At 60.6% G+C, this 22,401-nt stretch carries 23 protein-coding genes and 1 pseudogene; 13 read left to right on the forward strand and 11 right to left on the reverse strand.

The features are described from left to right. Window positions 1-556: 556 nt before the first annotated feature. Window positions 557-973 (forward strand): hypothetical protein, encoded by a 417-nt coding sequence (locus tag AOC05_RS19360; RefSeq protein WP_186760545.1) that lies wholly within the window; start codon window positions 557-559, stop codon window positions 971-973. A 466-nt stretch (window positions 974-1,439) separates the two neighbouring features. Here the strand turns inward: AOC05_RS19360 and AOC05_RS07110 are convergent, their stop codons facing one another. The 5 genes from AOC05_RS07110 to AOC05_RS20080 all read right to left on the reverse strand — a co-directional run bounded on the left by AOC05_RS07110 (window position 1,440) and on the right by AOC05_RS20080 (window position 7,159). Continuing rightward, window positions 1,440-4,640 carry an RHS repeat-associated core domain-containing protein gene (locus AOC05_RS07110; RefSeq protein ID WP_062006632.1) on the reverse strand — a complete coding sequence of 1,067 codons (3,201 nt, stop codon included), beginning with the start codon at window positions 4,638-4,640 and terminating at the stop codon, window positions 1,440-1,442. Between the two features lie 207 nt (window positions 4,641-4,847). Further along, the gene (locus AOC05_RS07115) at window positions 4,848-5,453 is read right to left on the reverse strand and encodes a recombinase family protein (RefSeq protein ID WP_082357820.1); all 606 of its coding nucleotides are present in this window, start codon (window positions 5,451-5,453) and stop codon (window positions 4,848-4,850) included. A gap of 430 nt (window positions 5,454-5,883) precedes the next feature. After that, window positions 5,884-6,480 carry a Tn3 family transposase gene (locus tag AOC05_RS07120; protein WP_062006634.1) on the reverse strand — a complete coding sequence of 199 codons (597 nt, stop codon included), beginning with the start codon at window positions 6,478-6,480 and terminating at the stop codon, window positions 5,884-5,886. A 160-nt stretch (window positions 6,481-6,640) separates the two neighbouring features. After that, complete coding sequence (locus tag AOC05_RS20075) at window positions 6,641-6,844, reverse strand: GNAT family N-acetyltransferase (RefSeq protein ID WP_231687191.1); 204 nt, start codon at window positions 6,842-6,844, stop codon at window positions 6,641-6,643. Between the two features lie 21 nt (window positions 6,845-6,865). Beyond that, entirely contained in the window at window positions 6,866-7,159 is a 294-nt protein-coding gene (locus AOC05_RS20080) for a hypothetical protein (RefSeq protein ID WP_231687192.1), read from the reverse strand. 136 nt (window positions 7,160-7,295) lie between these two features. Between AOC05_RS20080 and AOC05_RS18800 the strand changes: the two genes are divergently transcribed. The 4 genes from AOC05_RS18800 to AOC05_RS07145 all read left to right on the forward strand — a co-directional run bounded on the left by AOC05_RS18800 (window position 7,296) and on the right by AOC05_RS07145 (window position 9,323). Further along, window positions 7,296-7,697, forward strand: a complete 402-nt coding sequence (locus tag AOC05_RS18800) for an NUDIX domain-containing protein (protein ID WP_082357821.1) — start codon at window positions 7,296-7,298, stop codon at window positions 7,695-7,697. Window positions 7,698-7,785: 88 nt separating this feature from the next. Next, window positions 7,786-8,196 (forward strand): RidA family protein, encoded by a 411-nt coding sequence (locus AOC05_RS07135; protein WP_062006636.1) that lies wholly within the window; start codon window positions 7,786-7,788, stop codon window positions 8,194-8,196. A gap of 165 nt (window positions 8,197-8,361) precedes the next feature. Next, window positions 8,362-8,817 carry a GNAT family N-acetyltransferase gene (locus AOC05_RS07140; protein ID WP_231687223.1) on the forward strand — a complete coding sequence of 152 codons (456 nt, stop codon included), beginning with the start codon at window positions 8,362-8,364 and terminating at the stop codon, window positions 8,815-8,817. Window positions 8,818-8,921: 104 nt separating this feature from the next. Further along, window positions 8,922-9,323, forward strand: coding sequence for an NUDIX domain-containing protein (locus AOC05_RS07145; RefSeq protein ID WP_082357822.1), 402 nt, complete (start codon window positions 8,922-8,924; stop codon window positions 9,321-9,323). Window positions 9,324-9,363: 40 nt separating this feature from the next. On the opposite strand, the pseudogene AOC05_RS07150 reads toward AOC05_RS07145, so the two are convergent. Next, window positions 9,364-9,936 (reverse strand): annotated as a pseudogene (locus AOC05_RS07150) (Tn3 family transposase); the annotation flags it as partial. Window positions 9,937-10,107: 171 nt separating this feature from the next. Further along, the gene (locus AOC05_RS18805) at window positions 10,108-10,281 is read right to left on the reverse strand and encodes a hypothetical protein (RefSeq protein WP_230085246.1); all 174 of its coding nucleotides are present in this window, start codon (window positions 10,279-10,281) and stop codon (window positions 10,108-10,110) included. Window positions 10,282-10,783: 502 nt separating this feature from the next. On the opposite strand from AOC05_RS18805, the gene AOC05_RS07155 reads away from it, so the two are divergent. The 4 genes from AOC05_RS07155 to AOC05_RS07175 all read left to right on the forward strand — a co-directional run bounded on the left by AOC05_RS07155 (window position 10,784) and on the right by AOC05_RS07175 (window position 18,368). Further along, on the forward strand, window positions 10,784-14,050 hold the full coding sequence (locus tag AOC05_RS07155) for an RHS repeat domain-containing protein (RefSeq protein ID WP_062006640.1): 3,267 nt from the start codon (window positions 10,784-10,786) through the stop codon (window positions 14,048-14,050). A gap of 303 nt (window positions 14,051-14,353) precedes the next feature. Next, complete coding sequence (locus AOC05_RS07165; RefSeq protein ID WP_062006642.1) at window positions 14,354-14,581, forward strand: hypothetical protein; 228 nt, start codon at window positions 14,354-14,356, stop codon at window positions 14,579-14,581. 172 nt (window positions 14,582-14,753) lie between these two features. Next, complete coding sequence (locus tag AOC05_RS07170) at window positions 14,754-15,326, forward strand: recombinase family protein (protein ID WP_062006643.1); 573 nt, start codon at window positions 14,754-14,756, stop codon at window positions 15,324-15,326. 75 nt (window positions 15,327-15,401) lie between these two features. Continuing rightward, window positions 15,402-18,368, forward strand: coding sequence for a Tn3 family transposase (locus tag AOC05_RS07175; RefSeq protein ID WP_062006644.1), 2,967 nt, complete (start codon window positions 15,402-15,404; stop codon window positions 18,366-18,368). Between the two features lie 65 nt (window positions 18,369-18,433). Here AOC05_RS07175 and AOC05_RS18810 read toward each other — a convergent pair whose 3' ends face one another. Then, window positions 18,434-18,724 carry an isochorismatase family protein gene (locus AOC05_RS18810; RefSeq protein ID WP_230085247.1) on the reverse strand — a complete coding sequence of 97 codons (291 nt, stop codon included), beginning with the start codon at window positions 18,722-18,724 and terminating at the stop codon, window positions 18,434-18,436. Beyond that, window positions 18,709-18,831 (reverse strand): hypothetical protein, encoded by a 123-nt coding sequence (locus AOC05_RS20085; protein ID WP_230085668.1) that lies wholly within the window; start codon window positions 18,829-18,831, stop codon window positions 18,709-18,711. The genes AOC05_RS18810 and AOC05_RS20085 overlap by 16 nt, the downstream gene beginning before the upstream one ends. A 319-nt stretch (window positions 18,832-19,150) precedes the next feature. Between AOC05_RS20085 and AOC05_RS07180 the strand changes: the two genes are divergently transcribed. Beyond that, complete coding sequence (locus AOC05_RS07180; RefSeq protein ID WP_062006645.1) at window positions 19,151-19,873, forward strand: AAA family ATPase; 723 nt, start codon at window positions 19,151-19,153, stop codon at window positions 19,871-19,873. Here AOC05_RS07180 and AOC05_RS07185 read toward each other — a convergent pair. Together AOC05_RS07185 and AOC05_RS07190 are read right to left on the reverse strand one after the other, a co-directional pair. Continuing rightward, window positions 19,870-20,148, reverse strand: a complete 279-nt coding sequence (locus tag AOC05_RS07185; protein ID WP_062006646.1) for a hypothetical protein — start codon at window positions 20,146-20,148, stop codon at window positions 19,870-19,872. The genes AOC05_RS07180 and AOC05_RS07185 overlap by 4 nt on opposite strands. Window positions 20,149-20,262: 114 nt before the next feature. Beyond that, complete coding sequence (locus tag AOC05_RS07190; protein ID WP_062009485.1) at window positions 20,263-20,754, reverse strand: VOC family protein; 492 nt, start codon at window positions 20,752-20,754, stop codon at window positions 20,263-20,265. A gap of 151 nt (window positions 20,755-20,905) precedes the next feature. Between AOC05_RS07190 and AOC05_RS07195 the strand changes: the two genes are divergently transcribed. The 3 genes from AOC05_RS07195 (at window position 20,906) to AOC05_RS07205 (ending at window position 22,398) form a co-directional block, all read left to right on the forward strand. Continuing rightward, a complete protein-coding gene (locus AOC05_RS07195; RefSeq protein ID WP_231687193.1) occupies window positions 20,906-21,298 on the forward strand; it encodes a DUF3054 domain-containing protein in 393 nt (130 codons plus the stop codon). Window positions 21,299-21,373: 75 nt separating this feature from the next. Further along, complete coding sequence (locus AOC05_RS07200) at window positions 21,374-21,655, forward strand: Lrp/AsnC family transcriptional regulator (protein WP_062006648.1); 282 nt, start codon at window positions 21,374-21,376, stop codon at window positions 21,653-21,655. A gap of 8 nt (window positions 21,656-21,663) precedes the next feature. Beyond that, on the forward strand, window positions 21,664-22,398 hold the full coding sequence (locus AOC05_RS07205; RefSeq protein WP_062006649.1) for a copper homeostasis protein CutC: 735 nt from the start codon (window positions 21,664-21,666) through the stop codon (window positions 22,396-22,398). Window positions 22,399-22,401 lie beyond the last annotated feature (3 nt).

Consider the following 22,401-nt stretch of genomic DNA (forward strand, 5'->3'; position numbering starts at 1 on the left):
TCACTACGCATGGCCCTCCGACTAATCCGGACTGACGTTCTGGACTTCTTCGCCATAGCCTCCGACGGCCCATGAATGGTGATCGACGTCTACCTGACAACCACATCACTGGCCCATGACCGCATGGCATTTTCCGTGAGGACATGAACTGCCGGTCCGTGGGCTGGGGGCGACCTGAGCGTAGGGTAATACCCCGCTCCCCCGCCGCCCTACGATGAACCAGAGCCGAGTTGGGCCATACCAGCCACCTCCACCCTGCACAATTTGCGGTGCTACCTTCCCCTTGGATACAGTCACGCACCAAAGGGGAGCCAAGTTATCCCTCTCCCCAGTAAATGTTGCTGAAGTGGCGTTCATGACTCTGCTCCAGCGCACCGTTTTTTGAGAATCAGGCGCAGCTTTGAAAGTTGCGCTCCATTGGCGGCAAACCGTGCGCCCATTCAAAGTGGACGCTGGCCAACACCACGGTGTGATGTCCATTTCTCGCAAAAACGCCTGATCCAACCGGATACACTCTAGTCCGCCTATGCCACCGTCTGCCGTCTGCCGTCTTTTCATGGGCAGCCTGCCCCTGGTGGACATCCATGCCGCCGTCACACCAAACAATGGAACCAGCACCAGCAGCACCCCGAATTGTAGCCACGGGACAACGATGGGCGTGCCCCGGGAAAAGGATAACAAGACGACGACCGGCACGGCGCCTGCGAACAACCCCATCACCGTGCCAAGGAATGCCGTCAAGAACGTCTGCGAACCAGATAGGGCTTTTCGGAGCCGAATATCGGCCCCCACACTGGCAAGCGTGGCGTGGTCGCTGCGCCCGTCGGCCAGGGCCAGGCCGGCCCGTTATGCCTGCGGCGCTGAGCGTGAGGAGTGCGGCACCAATGACGACCATCCACAAGATGCTGGCGATGTCGGTGGTCGGCTCGTTTTGCACCTGGTACTCCTGGAGCTGTCCCCAGGTGACAAGTAGCATGGGGACAGCTCGAGGCTTGTGAAAAAATGAAATGTCCGACGGCAGGTTGAAGCGGCCAGATTTTCCGCACTGCTGACGGTCACCATGATGAAGTGTTCGGCGCATCGCAAAGGGGGGGTGCGCGCTACGTTGGTGCCTACACGGCAACTGTTACCCATTGGATCTTTGTATTTGCTGACCTGGATGAGATCCCGGCCAGAGTCTCGCGAACGATCGTTGCCGAATTTTTTGCGGGCCGAGCGTTCGATATTTGTGGAATGCAAAAAAAGACACGGCCCTAATTCACTGACGCCTTCGATTTGTAGTGAGCACCGCTGTCAGTATTACAGCACCTACCGCGCCGCCAATAATTCCAACTATCAAACCGCGGGATGAGTAGCCAACAAAAATTGTGATTAGTACCACAATAATAACGAACGTCGCTCCAGCTACAAGTAGGCGCAAAGGCCACGTAAATTCTCTTCTATTCACAGATAATCAGCCCCCCGATGGTCGTAGCAACCCCTACTGAAACAGCTCCGATTAGTACTGCCGGCCCTACAGTAATTATTGGTGCTTCCGGTCCTAAAACAGCGGTAAGCAACCCGCCGAAGAATCCGCCAGCGGCACCTCCGAGAACACCGCCAATTGCACTTTTTGCCACACAACTCCCGCAGCTATACCCCGTGGGGTCTGTGAGGTTGATGGGGTTGTTGGCTGCGTAGGCGTAGCGGTTGGCGTTGGCGGGGTCCAGGGGTTGGTCGAGGGTGTCCTGTTGGGTCCAGCGTCCGGTGGTGGGTTGGTAGTAGCGGGCCCCGTATTTGATCCATCCGGTGGTGCGGTCTTGTATCCCGTTTTTGAAGGTGTAGGGGTTTTGGACGCTCGCGTTGCCTCCGGCATCTTTGGTGATGGTTTGCACGCCGTAGGGGTCGTAGCTGGTGGCGAGGGCGACGTAGTTCCCGGAGGTGATCAGGGCGGCGGGGTTCCCTGTCCCATCGGTAATGTAGAGCGATTGCATGCCGGTTGAAGTCCGGAGCATGAGGGGTTCCCCGGTGACGGGGTCGTGTTCGATGTAGGCGGTGGAGTTGTCCCGGTTGAGTTGTTCTATCACGGGTTGTCCCTGGGCGTCGGTTCGCCCGTACGTGTATTTGTAGTATCCATTCGGGGTTGATTGGGCCAGGAGCTCATTGTTGGAGGCCCCCGCATAGCTGTAGTTGTACGTGGTCCCGGACTTCGTCGCCTGGGTCAGTTGGGAGGCCCCGTTGTAGCTGTAGGTCCCAGCCGGGTCTGCGGTGAGGTTTCCTGTCCCGTCGTAGCTGTACCCGGTGGTGCTGATCTGGTTTGCCGGGTTCGCGGTCAACGTTTGGGAAGTCGTGGTGGCGCCTGTGGTGGTGGCCGTGAGCCGGTTCCCGCGGACATCGTAGGAGTAGTTGTAGGTGATCGCGGGTGTGGTGCCGCCGGTGATGGCAGCCTGGGTGAGCCGGTTCGCCCCGTCATAGCTGTAGGCGGTCACGGAACCGGTGAGGTTGTCCTTCACCCATTGAATATTGGCCCGGTCCGCACTCGTGTTGGTGGGGCAAGTGGGGGCGACGGAGCCGGCGGCGTGGCAGTAAGAGATATCCATGACGGGCCGGTTGTCACTGTCCCCGGTGCCTACCTGGGCGGTGGTGCGGGTCACGCGGCCGGTGGTGTCGTAGTCGGTGTGGGTGTGTGCGGCCCAGGTGGTGTGGGCGGGGTTGGTATCCATCCAGGTATCGGTGCGCCGGCCCCTGTCATCGGTGGCGAACGCGAGGACATGGTTGCCACCGTTGTACTGGTACGTCAAGGACGTCGGCACCCCTGAGGCGTCAAAAGCATACGTTGTCGTCCCGCGCGTATCGGTGGTGGAGGCCAGGTTCGAGGCCCTGTCGTAGCCGTAACTGATGGTCCCCCCGCCTGCGGTGTTGGTTCGGGAGGTTAGCCGTCCCATCTGGTCATAGGCGTAGCTGGTTGTCCCGGCCCCATCGGTGCGGGTGAGGGTTTGTCCGTTGGTGTTGTAGGTGTACGCGATGGAGTGTGTGGTGTCGGAGAAGCTGGTCCCGGCCAGCCGGCCGACCCCGTCGTAGGAGTACGTCAAGGTCGTCCCGGCCCCGGTCGTCTGGGTCAACAGTCGCCCCCACACGTCATACGTCCTGGATTGGGCGGTCAGGGAAGACCCCGTGACCGGGGTCACCGTGGTCAGTTCATGATTGCTGTTGTACGTGTAGGAGGTTTTGTTGCTCCCGTTACCTGGTGCCAGGGCGGTCGCGACGGTCCCGTCCGTGTTGTGCGTCAGGGACGCGGTCGCGGCCAAGGCATCCGAAGCGGTGAGCGCGTTCCCGGCCCCGTCGAAAGTGAAAAGAGATTCGTTTCCAGCGCCACTGGTGGCCGAGGTGGGTAGATATTTGGTCGAGGCCGCCGTGTTGGCGTAGGCGAGTTGTGAGCTCGCCCCGCCCGGTGCCGTGGTCTGGGTCAGGGACTGGCCCATGTTCGCCCCGAAGGTGTTCGTGGTGGTTCCGGCGGTGGTCCCGGTTCCTTGGGTAGCCGTCAACGTGTCGAAGTCTGCTGTGTAGGTGCTCGAGCGTGCCCGGCCCATCGGATCGGTGACCGAAGCAACGCGTCCGGTGGTGGTGAGCGTGTAGGTGGTGTGGGGGCCGGTCGCGACCGCCACGGCCTGATCCGTGTTCGGGCCGGCCAACAGGGTCTGGGTGCTGGAGGGGTAGGCCAGGCGGGTGATGGAATTTCCTGGGGAACCAGTGGTGGTGTTGACTTGCTCGACCCTGGTCACCCGGCCGGTGGCGTCATAGCTGAAATTTGTCACCCCACCAGCCGGGGAGATCACCTGGGTGACCCGGTTGGCGGTGTAGCCAAAGGTCGTGGTCTTTCCGGCCAGATCCGTGAATCCTGTCAGATTCCCATAAGGGTCATGGGTGAAGGACACCGAGCGGGAAGATGCCCCGGAAATTTGAGATATGGAATTCAGCAACCCGGTGTAGGAATCGTAGGCCAGGGTTGCGGTCCGGGCCCCTGCCACACCGCGGGTTGAGAGGACCGTCGTGAGCTTCCCGGAGGTCCACGTCAGCGCGGTGGGGTTATTATTCCGATCGGTGACCTTCGTCGTTTTCCCATCCGTATTGAACGTCACCACCGACGCGGACGTCCGTGAAGTCAACACCCAGCCCGTCGAGCCGGTCTTCACCAGATCAGCCTTCACCCCGGCCGGGGACGTGTAGGCCGTCGAGGAACCAGTCACCGGGGTAAAGAGGGCCGAGTACCCATCCCCGGATGTAAACAACACCCCCGTCGGGGCCGTGGAAAGAGTCCCCGCCGAGTCGGCCGCCAGGGTCCACCGCGGTGCCACTATCCCGGCACTCGTATCCGTGGAAAGGGAATTGAAGCTCATTCCCAACCCCACATTGCTGCTAACACCAGGCAAGGAGAGGGCATTGACGCTGAGGGAGAGATTGCCGGTACCGACATCAATGGAGCCGCTGACTTGGTCACTGATCTGTACTGGAAACCGGGTCGCACCCGGGCGGGAACCCAACAACCCCAACGTTGACACATCCCCAGACGGCAACGCCGCAAACGACGGGGCCGCAGCCCCCAAACCCACCGCGAACACCAACCCCAGGGTCACGGTCCCGGCAAGGGACGCCCGTCCCACCGAGCTTCCCCAGTGTTCCCTGACAGCAAAATGGCTGGCGCGTAGTTTTCGTAGACATCGTCGTCCCCCGAAGCGAAGCGATAGTGATGGGCTATGTCTACTCCTGCCCAGACCAGAAGACAAGGGAAAACTACGAAATACGGGGTCTTGGTAGTAAATGGAACGAAATTACACGATAGGGCGCGCATGGGCTCGATAATTTTAGTCTTAGTCGCTTGTTACGGGACTGTTGGCAGCATGGCGATAGTAGGTGGCGCGGGACCAGCCAACCAGTCGTGCGGCCTCCTGCGCTGTTCGTCCCTTCGCGCGTGCGTCCTTCACGATCGCGAGCTTTTCGGCGACCACCGCGGGATCGGAAAGCGGCCGTCCAAAACTAGTGCCACTTTGACGTGCCGCCGCGATCCCGGCATTCACACGTTCAACGATCAGCTCACGCTCATACTCGGCCAAGGACGCCAGCATGTTCAGCATCATCCGGCCGGTCGAGGTCGCCGGGTCGATCCCATCCGAAATGGATTGGACGAGCACGCCGCGTTCACGCATCAAGTTGACAGTGTTCAGGACATCGAGCAATGAACGACCGAGCCGGTCGACCCGCCAGACAACGACGGTGTCCCCGGCCTCGGCGTATTCAAGCAGCTTCTTCATCCCGGGCCGCTCGATCGCTGTCCGGCTTCCGGAAGTGACGTCGGCGAATACATCGCGTTTTTGCACTCCGGCGGTGACCAGCGCATCAAGTTGCAACGTCGCGTCCTGACTCGAAGTGCTCACGCGCGTATATCCCAAATGTCTCACATCATCATTTTGACTCATAAAGCCCTACCGAGCAACAGACTAAGACACTTTATGGCGGGATGACTTTTCGAGACATAAGGTCCCCCTCCATGACAATGTAGACAACCAAGCCGGAGAGGCTCATGCGAACGTCTCAAAAATCTGAAGGTTTCCAAGACGCTTCTGTTTCAGGACTCCTTGGATTCTGGAGTGAATACTTTTTCACGGTTGGCATTGATCCTGGCGTGATCGAAGTATTCGGGGTCGAAGCGTTCTCCTCTACCGGATCGTTGAGTGGTCCCTTGCGCCCATTCGCGGAGGCCTTGGCGTGTTCGTGCTCCTTTCCTGGACCTGGCCGCGGTGGCCCCCCGCCCGATGTGTTCGGGTTCGTCCCAGGCGTGTGATTTTTCCTTGGATTAGTTTCCCTTTACTTCGGGGAGTTCCCCTACCGGAGCGGGGAGGGATTCACTCATGTCACAACCTCCTCTTTCTTTGACGGTGTGGTCTCTGGAGAGCTAACGGGATACCGCTCTGAGCTCAGGCCCAAGTGGGTGTCCATATCGAGTGTGAAACGTCCGTAGGGGTTGATGTGGGTCCAGAACAACGGGCTCAACCCGCGCCAGTCCTCAGGCGTCAGTAGGTCATGAAAGGTCGGATCTTCAAGGACTTCCTGCAACATCAGGGTGTTGACTAGGACCAAGGACGATTGGAGGAGGTGGAGGGCTAGCATGGAAACCTCAGTCGTTTCCCTATCCGGGCCGGTGAGGTCTCGGTTCTTGCCGTAGAAAACGACGTCGTTGCCGCTATTCCAGTTCTCCACCACCTGCAACCCAGAATTTATCTCTCGTCGGAGAGCTTCACTAGCGAGGTAGTCGGCGGCGAAGATCGTGCGAACCGCCCGGCCGAGTTCTTCCAGAGCCTGGTACGTGGAGTGTTTCGGTCCGCCCCGGGTGAAACGGCGCAGAATCGTCTCCGATTCGGCTGTGCCAAGCTTCAATGCTGTGGCGTATTTGATCATCTGGTCGTATTGCTGAGCGATGATCTCCCAATTAATAGCCCTCGACATCACCGGGGGGTCTGCCTAAGGTCTCGTTGTCAGATATCGCTTGCTCTATCCACGGGAGACGAGCGCAGCTCCATCCCGTAGAAGGTTCCCGCAACGGGCACGGCTCTGAGACTCGTGCTGTCGTCTTCTGAAAACGCCACCGGGCCAAGACAGTATGAATTTAGTGCGTGTTGATCCAGTAGCGGCGCTTACCGTTACGGCTGTCTTCATAGACGCCACTATTCTTTTCGATAGTGGCACGGGAACCGGCATTGTCCTCATCGCAGGTGACGAGAACCCTGGAAATACCCAGCTCGCGGGCAACAGGCAACGCGTCATTCAACGCCTTGGAGGCGTGACCGCGTCGGCGCGCGGATGGCCGCACACTATATCCAATGTGCCCGCCTTAATTCAGCCCGAAATCATTGAGTTCGTGGCGGATGGCAAGAGAACCAAGGACCACATCCCCCTCAACGATCCACAGATAGGTGCACGTCACATAACCCGGCTTCCGTGGGCTTTCCGGTAGCGCAGCAGCAACAAGTTCGTCAACAAACCGGCCAAAGTCCAGCGGATCCCGGAGGTCTTCCAATGACCAATCCTCCCCTCCGCCACCATCCCGGTGGGCTCCACCAAATTCAACGGCAGCTTCTAGCCAGGAGGATTGAAAAAATACATTGGGGGTCAAGAGGGTAGCCATCAAAAGATCCTAGCCTGCTACTTTGCTCTTTCTGACACCGCTCAGGAGCGTCCCATTCGAGGGCCCGAAAGCCTTCGCCTTCCAGATGCCGAACCTATCGCTCGCCCACCGGTGGACTCGCCCGTAAAATCGACCCATGGATGAATCTTGCGTGCATCAGGTGTCGTGCGGAATGCTTATCTGCGCGGGGCGGGTGCTTCTTGTACACCGGTCGTCGTCGAAGGCACGATATCCGAATGTTTGGGACTTCCCGGGAGGTCACCTTGAACGGGGCGAAAATAGTCGTCAAGCGCTTGTGCGGGAGCTTCGAGAAGAGTTGGGCGTAGAAATCACTCCGCCGACTGGGCACTCGCTGCTGACCCGCCGGGATGCTGAGATATTCCAAGAAATATGGAAGGTTGAAGCGTGGGAAGGTGCGATCATCAATGCTGCACCCGATGAACACGACGCCATCGGATGGTTCAGGTTGGACGAGGCAATGTCCTTAGACCTAGCCGATGACGGCTACCCAGCACTCTTCAATCAGGTGCTGCCCTGATTTCTGACCGGAACAGGTGGTGTTCGGGCAATTGTTTCCTCCGATATGGTGGGACTCAATTAATAGCTAATACAAAATGAGGACAAGCATGCGGCAGCCTTTGGTCACACTTATTCGGTCTGAAGAACTCTCCGATGTTGCTGAGTATGCTTACGCGGCGACCGCTCCAAGCAACGCACGCCTCATTTTTTTGGCAGGGTCTTGCCCGTTGAACCAGGATGGATCGACTGCTGGGGTCGGCGATTACCGCGTACAAGCCGCCAAAGCTGTTGAGAACATGCGCATTGCCCTAGAAGCCGCAGGCGCTAGCGTGGATAACGTCATCAGTACACGTGTCCTTGTTGCCTCCTCAGACCAGGCAGACCTCGTAGCAGCATGGGAAGTGGTTCGTGCAGCATTCGGTGACCACGACGTTCCGAGCACCCTAATGGGCGTCACTGTTCTCGGCTACACGAACCAGCTCGTAGAAATTGAAGCCGTCGCGGCTGTTATTGACTAAGCATCTGAATGCCCCGTCAAGATGCTGTAGTGATCAGATTGGACGATCCCGAAGTTGAATGAGCCAGTAATACCGTTAGGCGACTTTGCCCGGCGGAAACAGCCCGTCCTAGAAGTCGATGACCTAGTGCTCCGGCCATGGGACCTCGTTGACGTTCCCGTAGTGGTGCAGGCCTACCAAGACCCGGCAATCATGCAATGGCATGGAAAGACCATGACCATCGATGACGCCAAGGAATGGGTGCTCCACTGGATCGCCCGCTGGCAAGACGAGTCCGGTGCGGGCTGGGCAATAACTCGCGGCGGGGAAGCGATTGGACAGATCAGTCTACGTCGCATCGACCTAGAGAACGGTTCCGGTGAATTTTCTTACTGGATTCTTCCTGAAGGCCGCGGCGCCAACGTGGCACCTTTAGCGCTAAGCAAGTTGTCTGCATGGGCCTTCGGTCGTGCAGGCTTCCACACACTTGAGCTCGCGCACTCCGTTAACAACCCTGCTTCATGCAGGGTCGCCCAAAAGAGCGGTTACCCCGCGGAAGGTGTGAAGCGTCAACAGGTGCACCATGCAGACGGATGGCATGACATGCATACGCACGCTCGCTTGGCATCAGATCCGGGCTAGATAACCTGACACCGCCAGCAGGCCGGCGACTGTCCCGTAGGAGGTTCGGCTTACGGGCGATGGTTCTGGGACCCGCCGCGTTGGATCGTAAGTAGACTCCTCCCATGGAAGAACCTTTGATGCACTACGTTTCGTGCGGAATGCTCGTACGCGCGGGACGCGTGTTTCTCGTACACCGATCATCATCGAAGGCACGGTATCCCAACGTCTGGGACTTCCCGGGAGGCCACCTCGAGCTGGACGAAAACGGCCAACAAGCTCTTGTACGTGAACTTCGAGAAGAGTTGAGTGTGAAGATTAGTCCGCCTGCTGGGAAAGCGATACTGACACGGCAAGACGCTGAAATGTTCAAGGAAGTATGGCTAGTTGAAAAATGGGATGGTGACATCGTCAATGCCGCACCCGATGAGCATGACGCCATTGGATGGTTCAGTTTGGACGAGGCAATATCTCTGGATCTAGCTGATGCTGACTATCCAGCGCTCTTCAAGCAGGTCCTGACTTAAATCCAGTTCGGTGGGAGTTATCCCGGTGAACGGGTTACGTTCAGGCCTCCTGATCTTCATTGGGATTCCGGAAGGGTCGTAGCTGCGTTTCTGCAGGAGTGACGGTGAAGGTGTATCTGCCTAGCATGTTGATGTGTTCTGATACCAGCGGAGACAACCGTTGTACGTCTTCGTCGGCGACAGCAACACCTTGGTCACGGAGCTCGGTGAGCGCCGCGTCCAGGTAGCGGGTGTTCCACAGGATGACGGCGTTCAGGACCAGGCCAAGAGCTCCGAGTTGGTCTTCCTGCCCTTCCCGGTAGGACTGGCGTATCTGGCCCCTCCTGCCGTGGAAGATGAGTCTGGCCAGGGCGTGGCGGGACTCCTGCAGTGTCAACTGCGTATGAATTTGGCGTCGGTAGCCCTCGTCAACATCGATGAAGTCCAGCAGGTGCTCGGTTTTGGCTATTCTGCCGTACTCCGCCAACGCTTTTCCAAGCAGGGTTGCTGTCCCACCGCCCTGGGTGACTCTCAGGATTTCCGAGGCACGCACGGTCCCAGCAGTCAATGAGCCCGCAAGGCGGAGCATGTCCGGCCAGTTGGCCGTGATGAGGTCTATGTTGATTCGGTTGCGGCCTGCTAGGGGTGGCTTGTGAAAAAGTTGAATATCCGACGCTAAGGTTTTGTCGAGCGTCGTAGTGGCCTGCATTTGCCGGCCGTCCAAAGGATCCTGCTTCAAGGGGCTGGGTTGTGATCTTGCCCGGAGGCACGACCTTGGACGCCCACAAACCGGACCCGCACTTCTTCAACAGCCGTCTGCGCCAAGTCCGAGCAACGGGACGGCAACTGCTTCGGGGTCCCTGGCCGGAACCCAGCGGTACAGCGTGGGCGTCGAAACTCCGAGGCTGGCAACAAATTCCCTGGGCGGTGCGCCTTGGCTGAGGACCCTTCGTGCGGAGCGGATTTTGGAGTCCGTCATGACGCGCTTGCGGCCGCCGACCCTTCCTGTTCGCGGGCAGCCTGTAGGCCTGCTTTGGGTGCGTCCGACCCTTTATAGGCACCTAACACCACGCCCCGGGGAACACCCCAAACTCAATGAAGCTAGCAGCGTCGGGCATGGCAAATCCACGACTCTTCTCAGCTGGCACCATTGACACTCGCGCCTTCGCTCCCCTGAAGCAATGCTCGTTCACCCATCAACTCAAATGGGTTTTTCGCATTTGACAGTGAATCGATGTAAGCAGTCGCGAACTCCTTAAGGGTCTTCCCGTTTCGTGCTCGCCCGGTGGAAGGGCATATAGCACGGGACAGTACATGGTTTCCCGGGCCGGCGGAATGGGTAGTCGTGGGCGCAAATATCCGAGTACTTGCTTTTGACGTTTGAGGCTTTTAGCTCTGGGCAACGGATGGTTTTTGGTATAGCGTCACGTTTATCAGCTCTTCGCGGGGTCTCTTTATTTGGGTCTCTTATTGGGGGAATCATGAGTTTTGAGGGTGTACACGGCCGCGCCAAAAACACGTCCATGATTGCGGGGCAAGAACACGGACGACGACCACCGAATTCCCTCGGCAAAATCACCCTCGCGGGGGTCTTGAGCCTGGTGCTGCTGGGCGTGGCGATCACTCCGGCGCAGGCCGCGATCGCCCCCGCTGCCACTGCAGATCTCGCGACCACGGGGTTGTTGGGTTCGCGTCCGGGCGCGACACGGTTACCTGTCCCGATCAATGATCATGTCGGCGCCAGCGTGGACGTCGGCACGGGTAACCTCTTCGTCAGTGTGAACGCCATGACGCTGCCGGGCATCAATGGTGATACCGGGATCGGGGCGACGTTTAATTCCTTGTCCCAAAACACCGACACGGGGCTGGCCGGGGCACGCTGGACCCTGAATGTTGCCTCCGCCGGGACCCTGGCGACCGCCCCGACCGGTATTCTCTACACTGCGGGGGACGGCTACTCGGCCCTCTTCACCCCCGTTTCCGGCTCCACCACCGCTTACACGGCCCCGGCGGGGGTGAAAGCGGACCTCGTGAAAACCTCCTCCGGTTGGTCCCTGACGTCCCGCACGAGTGCGACCGTGGTGGTCTTCAATGCCGACGGGCACCCGACCACGGTCAAGGACCGCAACGGCAACGCGACGACCATTACTTGGGCCACCGGTGGTAACCCCACCACGGTGACGGCCACCAGGGGCGGCACCGCAGCCCGGACCGCGAAGCTGACGTATAACTCCGCCACTGGCACGATCGCGTCCATCATCCAGGGCAGCGGCACGACGACCCGGACGGTGTCCCTGGCCCACGACCCGTACGGGGTGTTCACCGGCTACACCGACCTTGCCGGGAAAACGACGCGCGTCTCCATCACCGGGGGATTGATCTATTCCATCACCCCGCCCACGGGCGGGACAGTGTCCTTCACCTATGACAGTTCCCGGCGGGTCACCTCGATCACCAGGACGAATACCGCTCCGGGCTCACCGGGGAATTCGATCACCCGGTTCGCCTATCCGACGGGCTCACAGACCCTGATTGCCGGGCCGAACACGGACCAGGGATCGGCTGTCTCGACCGTCGCGCATACCACGTACACTCTGGATGCCAACGCCCGGGTCACCGCGGCAACCGATGCGGCAGGCCGGGCACAATCGAAGACCTACACCGCTGACTTCGACACCCTGAGCGCGACGCAGGGCACCGGTACCACGGCGGGGACGACAACCAACACGTACGGGGCGAATACCGGCCAATCGATCACCGCCTCCCAATCCCCCGGCGGAGCCACCGGGCAGGCCGCCTACGCCAACACGGCCGCGGCCACGAAATACCTGGCCTCCTCGGCCACCGACGACGCCGGCAACACCTCCCTCTACACCTTCGATGGTCCCGGGAACATGCTCACCTCCACCGACGCGACCGCGGCAACCGCGACCCTGAGCTACAACCCCGACGGCACCGTCGCCACCGCCCTGGCCCCGGGAAACGGTTCCAACAAAACCCTCTACACCTACAACACGGACCACCAACTCACCTCCGTGTCCCCGGTCACGGGCTCCTCCCTCGGTGCAAGGGCCTTCACCTACGACTCGTGGGGCCGGGCGTTAACGGCCACCGACGGACGGGGTACGACCACGACCTACGGGTACGACGCCGATGACCGGCTGACCTCCACCACCTTCTCCGACAGCACCGCGGCCGTGGCCTACACCTATAACGACAACGGGCAGACCCTCACCCGGGTGGACGGGGCCGGGACCACGACCTACGGGTACGACCAGCTGGGCCGGTTGACATCCAGGGTCAACACCGCCGGCGGCGGGACCATCAGCTACGGGTACGACAAGGCCTCCAACCTGGCCTCCACCACCGACACCCGCGGCACCACCACCTACACCTACGACGACTCCGGTGTCCCCACCTCCCTGTTGTATCAGTACAACGGGGCAACGCACGTGCTCGCGTTCGCCACCGACAGCCGGGGCCGGCGCACCGACACCTGGATGGACGCCAACCCCGCACACACGAGCTGGGCCGCGCACTCCCACACCGACTACGACACCACCGGGAGGGTCACCCGCACCACCGCCCAGGTCGGCACCGGGGACGCCGACAACCGGCCCGTGATGGACCTGAGCTACTGCCACGCGGCCGGCTCCACCGCCCCGATCTGCCCCACCACGACGAGTGCGGACCGGTCCAATATTCAATGGGTGAAGGACAACCTCACCAATGCGGTCACCGCCTACAGCTACGACACCGCCAACCGGCTCACGAAGGCCACCGTCACCGGCGGCACCAGCCCAACCACGTACACCTACACCTACGACGTCCGGGGTAACCGGCTCACCGCCACCACCACCGGGACGACCCCGTCCAGCCAGACGTTCAACGCGAACCCGGCGAACCAGATCGGCACCACCGGCTACAGCTACGACGGGACCGGGAACCTCACACAGGATCCGAAAGGCACCTACGCTTATAACGGCGCCCAGCAAATGACCCAGGTGACCAAGTCCGGGACCACGTACAACTACACCTACGCCGGTGCCTCCCAAAACGAGCTGTTGGCTGAATCCACGCCGAAGGGGTACTACAAACTCACCTACGGCCGCACCGACGCCGAAGGCCAGCCCATCATCGAACAACTCAGCAAAGACGCCGGGACCGCCTACATTGAGCACGACCCGGTCACCGGGGAACCGCTCATGCTGCGCACCAGCGCGGGTATGGCATCGCTTTACATCACCGACGGCACCGGCAACCCCACCGCCCTGATCACTGCCGGGAACTACGTCGCCGTCGCCTCCGCCTACGACCCCTACGGTGTGCAGACCATCACCAAAGACACCGGCGGCAACGCCACCGACCAAACCCCCTACACCTTCAAACAAGGACTCCAAGACCGCACCACCGGCTGGGTCAAATACGGTGCCCGCTGGTACAACCCCACCACCGGGCGCTGGACCCAACAAGACACCCTCGATGCACCCCTGGACCCCGCCAACGCCAACCGCTACGCCTACGCCGCCAACAACCCCATCAACAACACCGACCCCACGGGAAGGGACGTGGGGGGCTGTATCGGCGGAGTTGCAACAACGATTGGCGGCTACGCAGCTTTCGGTGCCGGTCTTCTCACAACTGAAGTCGGCGTTGGATTTCTTGGTGTCGTCGCTGGGCTAGGTGGCATTGTTGGGGGCCTTGCAACCGTCGGTCAGCAGTGTTACGACACCCCCTACGGAGGATAAGTGCGAACATCCTACAAATGGGGTTATGCGATCATATTCGCCACCCTAGCGGCAGCTCTGGTCCTGGCACTGACCAGCACGAGCCAATGGGCCGCAGCCCCCGTTAGCCTAATGATCATTTTCTTCATAACGTTGCTCTGGCGGCAGAGAAAGAACCGTCATCCGTCCAACAAAAATGCGGAGAGATAGAATTTTGACCGGGACCACTTTTCCGGACGGGACGCCGGCCGTGACGATCAGGTATAGGGATTATGGGCAGACCCTCCGGGACCACGTCCTACGGGTATAATCCGCTGGAATGGTTTGACGTCCCGGTCGAACACAGCCAGCGGCGGGACCATCACCTACACCTACGACCGGGCCTCGAATCTGGCTTCCACCACCGATACCCGCGGGACCGCCAGCTGTGCCTTCAATACCTGCAAGGTCTCGAGCTCGTTGAGGTACCGGTACAACTCCGGGAACGACGGCGCGAACCAACACACGAAGGCAGCCGTCACCGGCGGCACCGCCCCGGTCACGGAAGGGTGACTTGTGAATTTGTCGAATATCCGGCGCTAAGCCGGACGCCGACCGGTAACGATCGTTCGCGAGACACTTCTCCTCCGGTTCCATGGCCCACGGATTCCCACTGTCGATTTTGTAACGCTTCCCGTGTACGCGCCAATGTAACGCTCAACTAGGTTGGTGATACATTTCGGTCATGCGAATCGGATACGGGCGTGTCTCCACACGCGATCAGCACCCCGAGGCCCAACACGATGCACTGCACGCGGCGGGATGCGAGCAGGTGTTCCTCGACACTGCCTCCGGGAAACTCGCTCGTAGGCCCGAACTCGACAAGGCGCTGCTCTCGGCTAACCGGTCCGGCGATCAGCTCGTTGTCACCAAGCTGGACCGGCTCGGGAGATCGCTGGAAAACCTCATAGAGCTGTCCAAGACGTTGCAGGAGCGCGGCGTGGACCTGGTGGTCCTGGACCAGGGCGTCGACACGTCCACACCCGCCGGGCGGATGTTCTTCCAGATCATCGGTTCGATCGCCGAGTTCGAACACGCGCTGATGTCCGAACGAACCCGTGACGGGCTGGCCGCCGCGCGGGCACGTGGGCGGACCGGTGGGCAGAAACCAAAGCTCGGTCCACGTCAGGTGAAGCTGGCCAGGGAAATGTATGAGGAAAAGGATGCCGACGGGAAACGTGCCCATACCGTCGAGCAGATCGCCCAGGAATTCGGTGTTAGCCGTCCCACCATCTACCGGCACCTAGCCAAACCATGAACGGCCGTTCGTGCGCATCACCCGGCCACGGCATGCCAGTGAGGCACTGTCACCTAACTGATAAGGACTTCTAAAATGGCCCTTCGTTCCTTGCTCACGACTGCCGAACGCGGCCAAGTCCTTGAAATCCCCGCCGGCACCGAGGAGCTGGCTGCCCACTACACACTGGGCGAAGCGGACATGTCGTTGGTTCGCCAACGCCGCGCAGATGCCAACCGGTTGGGCTTCGCCATCCAGCTGTGTCTGCTTCGGCACCCGGGTATCGCGCTGGCCGACGACACCGAAGTGCCCCCTGAAATGATCGACTGGGTCGCGGCCCGCCTGGCCATCACGGCCGAGGCCTGGGATGAATATGGGACGCGTGGGGAAACACGGCAGGAACATGGACGGGAGATTCGTGCGTATCTGGGTATGTCCGCGTTCGGAATCGCGGATTTTCGCCAGCTCGTGGAACACATGGGCGAGGTGGCCGCACAAACTGACAAGGGCCTTGTCTTGGTCGAAGGCGCGCGGGACTTCCTGCGCTCAAGGAAGGTTGCCGCGCCCGGGGTGGAGATCATTGAAAGGGCCTGCGCGCAGGCCCTGACCCGGGCGAACCGGCAAATCTACGCCGTCTTAGGTGCGCAACTCTCCTTGGATCACCGAGGTCGTCTGGATGGTTTGTTGCTTCGCCGCACCGATAGTTCCTTGACCGAAATCGGCTGGCTGCGGCAGGCACCACTGCGACCCAATGCACGGGCGATGAATGAGCATATCGACCGGCTCACGGCCTGGCCTGCGCTTTGCTTGCCCTGGGACGCCGGCAAACTGGTGCATCGCAACAGGTTGCTGAAGTTGGCCCGCGAGGGCGCATCGATGACCGCGGCAGATCTGGCCAAGTTCGAACCTGGACGCCGGTACGCGACCCTGTTCGCCATGTCCGTGGAAAGCATGGCAACGATCACCGACGAAATCATCGATCTGCACGACCGAATTATCGGCCGGATCATTCGCACCGCCCGGAACAAACAAAACCAGAACACCCTAGCCTCCCGTGCCACCGTCGCAGCCATGATGCGCCTGCACTCCAAGCTCGGCGATACCCTGATCGCAACGAAGGAAAACGGGGAGGACCCCTTCGTCGCGATCGACACAGCCATCGGCTGGGAATCCTTGGCCGAAAGCATCGCCCAAGCCAAGGAACTGACCAGACCCGCACTCGAAGACCACCTCGCCCTCGTCAGCGCCCACTTCACCACGCTGCGCCGCTACACACCGTCATTCCTTGCCGTCCTTGACCTCCAAGCAGCCCCCGCTGCGCAAGACCTATTGGCCGCGATCAAGGTCATCCGAACCGTGAATACTACCGGTGCCCGAAAGATCCCCGACGATGCACCCACGTCGTTCATTCGGGCCAGGTGGAAGCCTCTGGTGTTCACCGAGAACGGCACAGACCGTGGATTCTACGAGTTCTGCGCCCTGGCGGAACTCAAGAATGCGCTGCGGTCCGGAGACATGTGGGTCACCGGATCCCGGCAATTCCGCGACTTCAAGGACTACCTGCTGGCCGGCTCCGACTACACGGCCATGAAGGACGCCGGGGAACTGCCCCTGGTCACAGCCAACGGCAGTGAAGAATATCTCCAGAACCGGCTTGCGCTGCTCAGCGAACGTCTGCAACAAGTCAACACTCTGGCCGCCCGTAATGAACTGCCCGGAGTGCTGATCACCAAAAATGGCGTGAAGATCACCCCGCTCGAGACGATCGTGCCACAACACGCGCAGCCCTTGATCGATCAGGCCAGTGCCATGTTCCCGCGGATCCGAATCACCGACCTGCTGATGGAGGTCGATGGCTGGACCGGGTTCACACGCCACTTCACCAACCTCAAGTCCGGCCAGCTCTCCAAGGACAAGCAGCTCCTGCTCACCGCAATCCTTGCCGACGGAATCAACCTGGGCCTGACCAAGATGTCCGAGTCATGCACCGGCATCACCTACGCCCAATTGGACCGTCAGCAAGCTTCCCATATCCGAGATGAAACCTACAGCGCCGCCTTGGCCGAGCTGGTCAATACCCAGCACGCACACTCCTTCGTAGCGCACTGGGGCGATGGCACCACCTCGTCCTCGGACGGGCAGCGCTTCCGCGCCGGCAGCCATGCCGAATCCACCGGGCATGTGAACCCGAAATACGGGGCCGAGCCCGGACGGATGATCTACACGCATGTCTCAGACAAATATTCGCCCTTCCACAGCAAACTCATCAACGTCGGTGACCGGGACGCGACCTATGTCCTGGACGGGCTGCTCTATCACGAGGCCGATCTTGCCATCCAGGAGCATTACACCGACACCGCAGGTTTCACCGACCATCTCTTCGCCCTCATGCACCTGCTTGGATACCGGTTCGCACCCAGGATCCGCAACATCGACGACACCCGCCTCTACACCCCCACCAACGATCCAGAGCTTGCTATCTTGGCGCCGCTGATCGGCGGCACCATCAACACCAAGACCATCACCGCGCACTGGGACGAGATCCTCCGCCTGGCGACATCCATCAAGACCGGCACAGTGACCGCCTCCTTAATGATGCGCAAACTTGGCGCCTACCCCCGCCAAAACGGCCTCGCCACCGCACTGCGGGAACTGGGCAAACTGGAACGAACTCTCTTCCTGCTGGACTGGCTCCAAGATCCTAACCTTCGCCGCAAGGTCACAGCCGGGCTGAACAAGGGCGAGGCCAGGAACACCCTGGCACGGGCCGTATTCTTCAACCGTCTTGGAGAGATCCGCGACCGGTCCTTCGAGCAGCAGCGCTACCGGGCCTCGGGACTGAATCTTCTCACCGCGGCCATCGTTCTCTGGAACACGGTCTACCTCGACCGCACGATCACCACCTTGAATCAGGAAGGCAACACCACCGACCCTGACCTGCTGCGGTTCCTCTCACCCCCGGGCTGGGAACACATCAACCTCACCGGCGACTACACCTGGCCACGCACCAACCAGATCAAACCCGGCAAATACAGGCCACTACGGCGCTCAACAAAACCTTAGCGTCGGATATTTCACTTTTTCACAAGCCACCCCATGTACTCAAGCTCCCGCCTTGCCGCTGAACGCTACCGCATCTGTGCCCAGGACGCTGGCGGTACGGCCCGGGGCCCGGGGCCCGCTGATACTGGCAGTAGAGGGCAGTACAGGTTCGTGTGCACAATGACCTGGTCAGGCACCGGAGCACCCATCCCGCTCAGATCCGACGTCGAATGTGCATCGCTGACAAGTGTCACGTCATACCCGCGGGTGAATGCGCCATGAATGGTCGACCGGATGCAAGCATCCGTTTGGGCCCCGGCCACCACCACATACCCAACACAGGCCAAGGCCAGAACCCCCGCTAACGTGGTGTCCATAAAGGAGTCCCCGCGGCTCTGGCCTTGTCCAGAAGTGTATTGATCTTGACCATGACATCATCGCGGCGGTAAGCGTTGGCGACGACATCCTGCTGGACGTCAATCACCAGCAGGGCAGTGTTGGGCCGTCCTTTCAAGCGTGGTCATGGTGCACTCCTTAGCTGTTGGTGGGCCAAATTGATAGTGCTGCCATACGAGAGCGACGCACCGACACCGGCGCGGTGACCACGGCGCTGCCTGGAAAAAACATAACTTGCCGTCTCCGCGTACCTCGCCTCGCCGGAGTGCAGTGGAGTCTGGTTGCGGAGGCTGAACCAAATCGCGCGGTTCCACCCCGGTCCCCCAAGGGCTCTCCGACACCGCGGCGCTCTGCTTGGCCCCGCACTGCTGGATGTAAACCAGAGCCCCCTCTGCTTGAATGGGGCCATGAACTTTGGCAGAACACCCGTGAAGCATGTGGGCGTCAACCCATTCAACCGGCCGCAACTGAACGCCTGGCCCGCCACACTGCCACCTGTGCGGCAGGTTTTGCAAGACGGTCTTGCGCTGGGCAAGGCCACGGTTTTCGTGGGCGAAAACGGTGCCGGAAAATCGACGTTGGTCGAGGCGATTGCGCTTGCCTACGGCCTGAACCCCGAGGGCGGCTCCACGGGCGCCATGCATCAGAGCCGGAGCACCGAATCCGAGCTCCACAGCTACTTGCAACTCGCCCGCAACGCCGGCGCCAGCAAATATGGCTACTTTCTGCGGGCCGAGACCATGCACGGTTTTTTCAGCTACCTGGAGGACAACCCATCAACGCGTCGCCGTGACATCGACTTCCACAAAATGTCCCATGGTGAATCGTTCATCTCGCTGATCACGGACCGGTTCAAGGGCGGCGGGCTGTGGGTGCTGGACGAGCCGGAATCCGCGCTGTCCTTCTCGGGCTGCCTGTCCCTGCTCAGTGTGTTGCAGCAGTTGCTAGAGGACGGGGACTCCCAAGTTATCCTCTCCACGCACTCCCCCGTGCTGGCCGCCCTCACTGGTGCCGACATTTATGAAGTTGGCGACTGGGGGCTTCGGCCAAGCGCCTGGGAGGCCCTTGAGCTGGTGCACAATTGGCGTTCATTCCTAGATGTCCCTGAGCGGTTCCTGAGACACCTTTAACGTTTCAGATCCTGCGTCTTTCCTTGCTCTTCCGGCGTCGACGACCGGCCGCTGAATAGTTCCCCCGGCAGGTCCCCCGGGAGTCGGATGGGCCTGCGCCCTGCCGGGATGGTTGCCAGGCCTGGGATGGAGAGCTTCAGGGCCCGGATCCCGGCGTCCTGGTTGACCTTCACCACGACCGGCTCACCTGCGCCGACCACGGACAGCCCGTGGATGGGTGTGCCGATACTGGTGGTTGATTTGATTAAATTCGCGGTAATCCCCGCTATCGTCACCGTCGGTGCATTGACTGGATTCGACGCCTAAATTTGGGTCAGCACCGCCACGATCAAGGGAAACAAGCAGGCAGTCACAGCGACGCAGTCAGGGGCTGGGCGGATGCTCACATGTCACCGTTTGGGGGGGGCATCCCCGTCGTAGGCGGCCTGGAGTGCGGCGATGTCCAGTTTTTTCATGCCCAGCATCGCCTGCAACGCGCGTTGGCTGGCCGCAGGGTCGGGACTGTTGAGGACTGTGGGCAGCATCTGGGGAATCAGCTGCCACGACACCCCAAACCTGTCCTTGAGCCAACCGCATTGGCCCTCCTGACCACCGTCGGACGTCAAGGCCTTCCACTTGGAGTCGAGCTCTTCCTGGTCCTCGAAGAACAATTCGAAGGAGATCGCCTCACTGAACGTAAACTCCGGGCCACCGTTCAGGCCGCGGAAAGCCCTACCGTCCAGTTCAAAGGCGATCGTCAGGACGTCCCCGGGTATGCCGGGGCCGTCTCCACCCCCTCTGGAGACATCGGTAATACGAGAATTCTCAAAAAGGTGCACATAGAAATTGGCTGCCTCTTCCGCCTGCCCGTTGAACCACAGACACGTGCCAATCCCACCCATAACCGCCACTCCCTCATCTCCAGCACCCGTCTGGATCGCTCTTGTTGCGAAGCCTAAACTTGCGCGCCTGCCACTTCAATCCCTACTGGCCGGTAATGTACCCCTTTGGCCGCTTGAGAATCCACAAGGGTTTACGGACTAAACTTGACTGGTGACTCTCACTACCTCGCGCCCCACGCCCTTGCTGATCTCCTATGCCGTCGCCGTTGACGCCCTGCTGGTGGTGGCATTCGCCGCATCCGGGAGAAGCTCCCATGCGGAATCCTTGAGTATCGCAGGGGTGTTCAGTACTGCCTGGCCGTTCCTGGCTGCCCTGGCCATTGGCTGGCTGGTGACCCGCAATTGGCTCCAACCAGTGCGTTTGTGGCCCAACGGTGTCTGCATCTGGCTCATCACCCTCTCCGGCGGCATGGCCTTGCGAATCCTGTCCGGCGGCACGGCTGCCTTCGCGTTCGTCGTCGTTGCGACACTGGTGTTGGCCTTGTTCCTGCTCGGCCACCGGGCCATCGCGGCAAGCGTGTTGCGACGCACCAGCAAACGCTAAATTTTGTTTCAATTGGGTTACGATCGTCACTAAGTAAATCGATCGAAACCTGCCTCAATGACAAGGACCCCACCTGTGATCACCGCTTTTGTCCTGATCAAGACCGACGCTTCGCGGATCCCCGAATCCGCCCAAGAGATTTCTGAGATTGCCGGGATCAGCGAGGTTTACTCGGTGACCGGCGAATGGGACCTAATAGCCATTGCCCGTGTTGAAAAACATGAGGAACTCGCCGACGTGATCGCCGACAAGCTCTCCAAGGTCCAGTCAGTTGTTTCCACGACCACCCAGATTTCCTTCCGGGCCTATTCACAGCACGACTTGGATGCCGCGTTCGCACTCGGTTTCGACCACTGAGCGTGGCGATGCAGCTGGAGATCGCCGTCCAAGACGTTCCCGGAGCGAACCTGGCGGCCCTCTACGGGGCGGACAGGATCGAACTTTGCTGCGCCTTGCAGATGGGAGGTTTGACACCGTCCCAGGGCCTGTTGAACTCGGTTCACCAAGCCCAACCTGGCCTTCCCATTCACGTGCTCATTCGCCCCCGCCCTGGCGACTATGTCTATGACCAGGCCACGGTTGAGCTGATGAAAGCGGAAATTGCCGCCTGCCGCGACGGCGGCGCCACCGGCGTCGTCATCGGTGCGCTGACTGCTGCCGGCGCCATCGATGTCCCGGCCGTGAAGGCCTTGATCGCGGCCGCACAGGGCCTGCACATCACCTTCCACCGCGCCATCGACCACCTCGATGACGCCTCCGCGGTCGCCGCCGTTGGCCTGCTCGCCGAGCTGGGCGTCCACCGCATCCTGACTTCCGGGGGCGCTTCACGCGCTGGTGATGGCACCAAGCGCCTGGCTGCGATGGCCGCGGCCGGTGGCCAAAGGCTGGCCATCATGGCAGGTGGCGGCGTGGAGACCTCGGATTTCCCCACATTTCACAAACTGGGAATCGAGAACGTCCACCTGTCAGCCAAACGGGTCATCAACCATATCCAGGGGGCGCCCGTCACCTCCGCAGCCCAAGCCGAGGACACCAGCTACTACGCCACGGACGAGGACATTGTCTCCCTCGCGGCGTCGGCGGTCGGCGCATTGGGCTAGGCC

The organism is Arthrobacter alpinus, assembly GCF_001294625.1.
Lineage (GTDB): Bacteria > Actinomycetota > Actinomycetes > Actinomycetales > Micrococcaceae > Specibacter > Specibacter alpinus_A.

Excerpts from the sequence above, each read along its gene's own strand:
- AOC05_RS07115 (WP_082357820.1), bottom strand. The coding sequence starts at position 5,453 with ATGAGTCAAAATGATGATGTGAGACATTTGGGATATACGCGCGTGAGC.
- AOC05_RS07120 (WP_062006634.1), bottom strand. The coding sequence starts at position 6,480 with ATGTCGAGGGCTATTAATTGGGAGATCATCGCTCAGCAATACGACCAG.
- AOC05_RS07170 (WP_062006643.1), top strand. The coding sequence starts at position 14,754 with ATGCGAATCGGATACGGGCGTGTCTCCACACGCGATCAGCACCCCGAG.
- AOC05_RS07190 (WP_062009485.1), bottom strand. The coding sequence starts at position 20,754 with ATGGGTGGGATTGGCACGTGTCTGTGGTTCAACGGGCAGGCGGAAGAG.
- AOC05_RS18810 (WP_230085247.1), bottom strand. The coding sequence starts at position 18,724 with ATGGACACCACGTTAGCGGGGGTTCTGGCCTTGGCCTGTGTTGGGTAT.
- AOC05_RS07175 (WP_062006644.1), top strand. The coding sequence starts at position 15,402 with ATGGCCCTTCGTTCCTTGCTCACGACTGCCGAACGCGGCCAAGTCCTT.
- AOC05_RS18805 (WP_230085246.1), bottom strand. The coding sequence starts at position 10,281 with ATGACGGACTCCAAAATCCGCTCCGCACGAAGGGTCCTCAGCCAAGGC.
- AOC05_RS07205 (WP_062006649.1), top strand. The coding sequence starts at position 21,664 with ATGCAGCTGGAGATCGCCGTCCAAGACGTTCCCGGAGCGAACCTGGCG.
- AOC05_RS07145 (WP_082357822.1), top strand. The coding sequence starts at position 8,922 with ATGGAAGAACCTTTGATGCACTACGTTTCGTGCGGAATGCTCGTACGC.
- AOC05_RS20080 (WP_231687192.1), bottom strand. The coding sequence starts at position 7,159 with ATGGCTACCCTCTTGACCCCCAATGTATTTTTTCAATCCTCCTGGCTA.
- AOC05_RS07135 (WP_062006636.1), top strand. The coding sequence starts at position 7,786 with ATGCGGCAGCCTTTGGTCACACTTATTCGGTCTGAAGAACTCTCCGAT.
- AOC05_RS18800 (WP_082357821.1), top strand. The coding sequence starts at position 7,296 with ATGGATGAATCTTGCGTGCATCAGGTGTCGTGCGGAATGCTTATCTGC.
- AOC05_RS07155 (WP_062006640.1), top strand. The coding sequence starts at position 10,784 with ATGAGTTTTGAGGGTGTACACGGCCGCGCCAAAAACACGTCCATGATT.
- AOC05_RS19360 (WP_186760545.1), top strand. The coding sequence starts at position 557 with ATGGGCAGCCTGCCCCTGGTGGACATCCATGCCGCCGTCACACCAAAC.
- AOC05_RS07180 (WP_062006645.1), top strand. The coding sequence starts at position 19,151 with ATGAACTTTGGCAGAACACCCGTGAAGCATGTGGGCGTCAACCCATTC.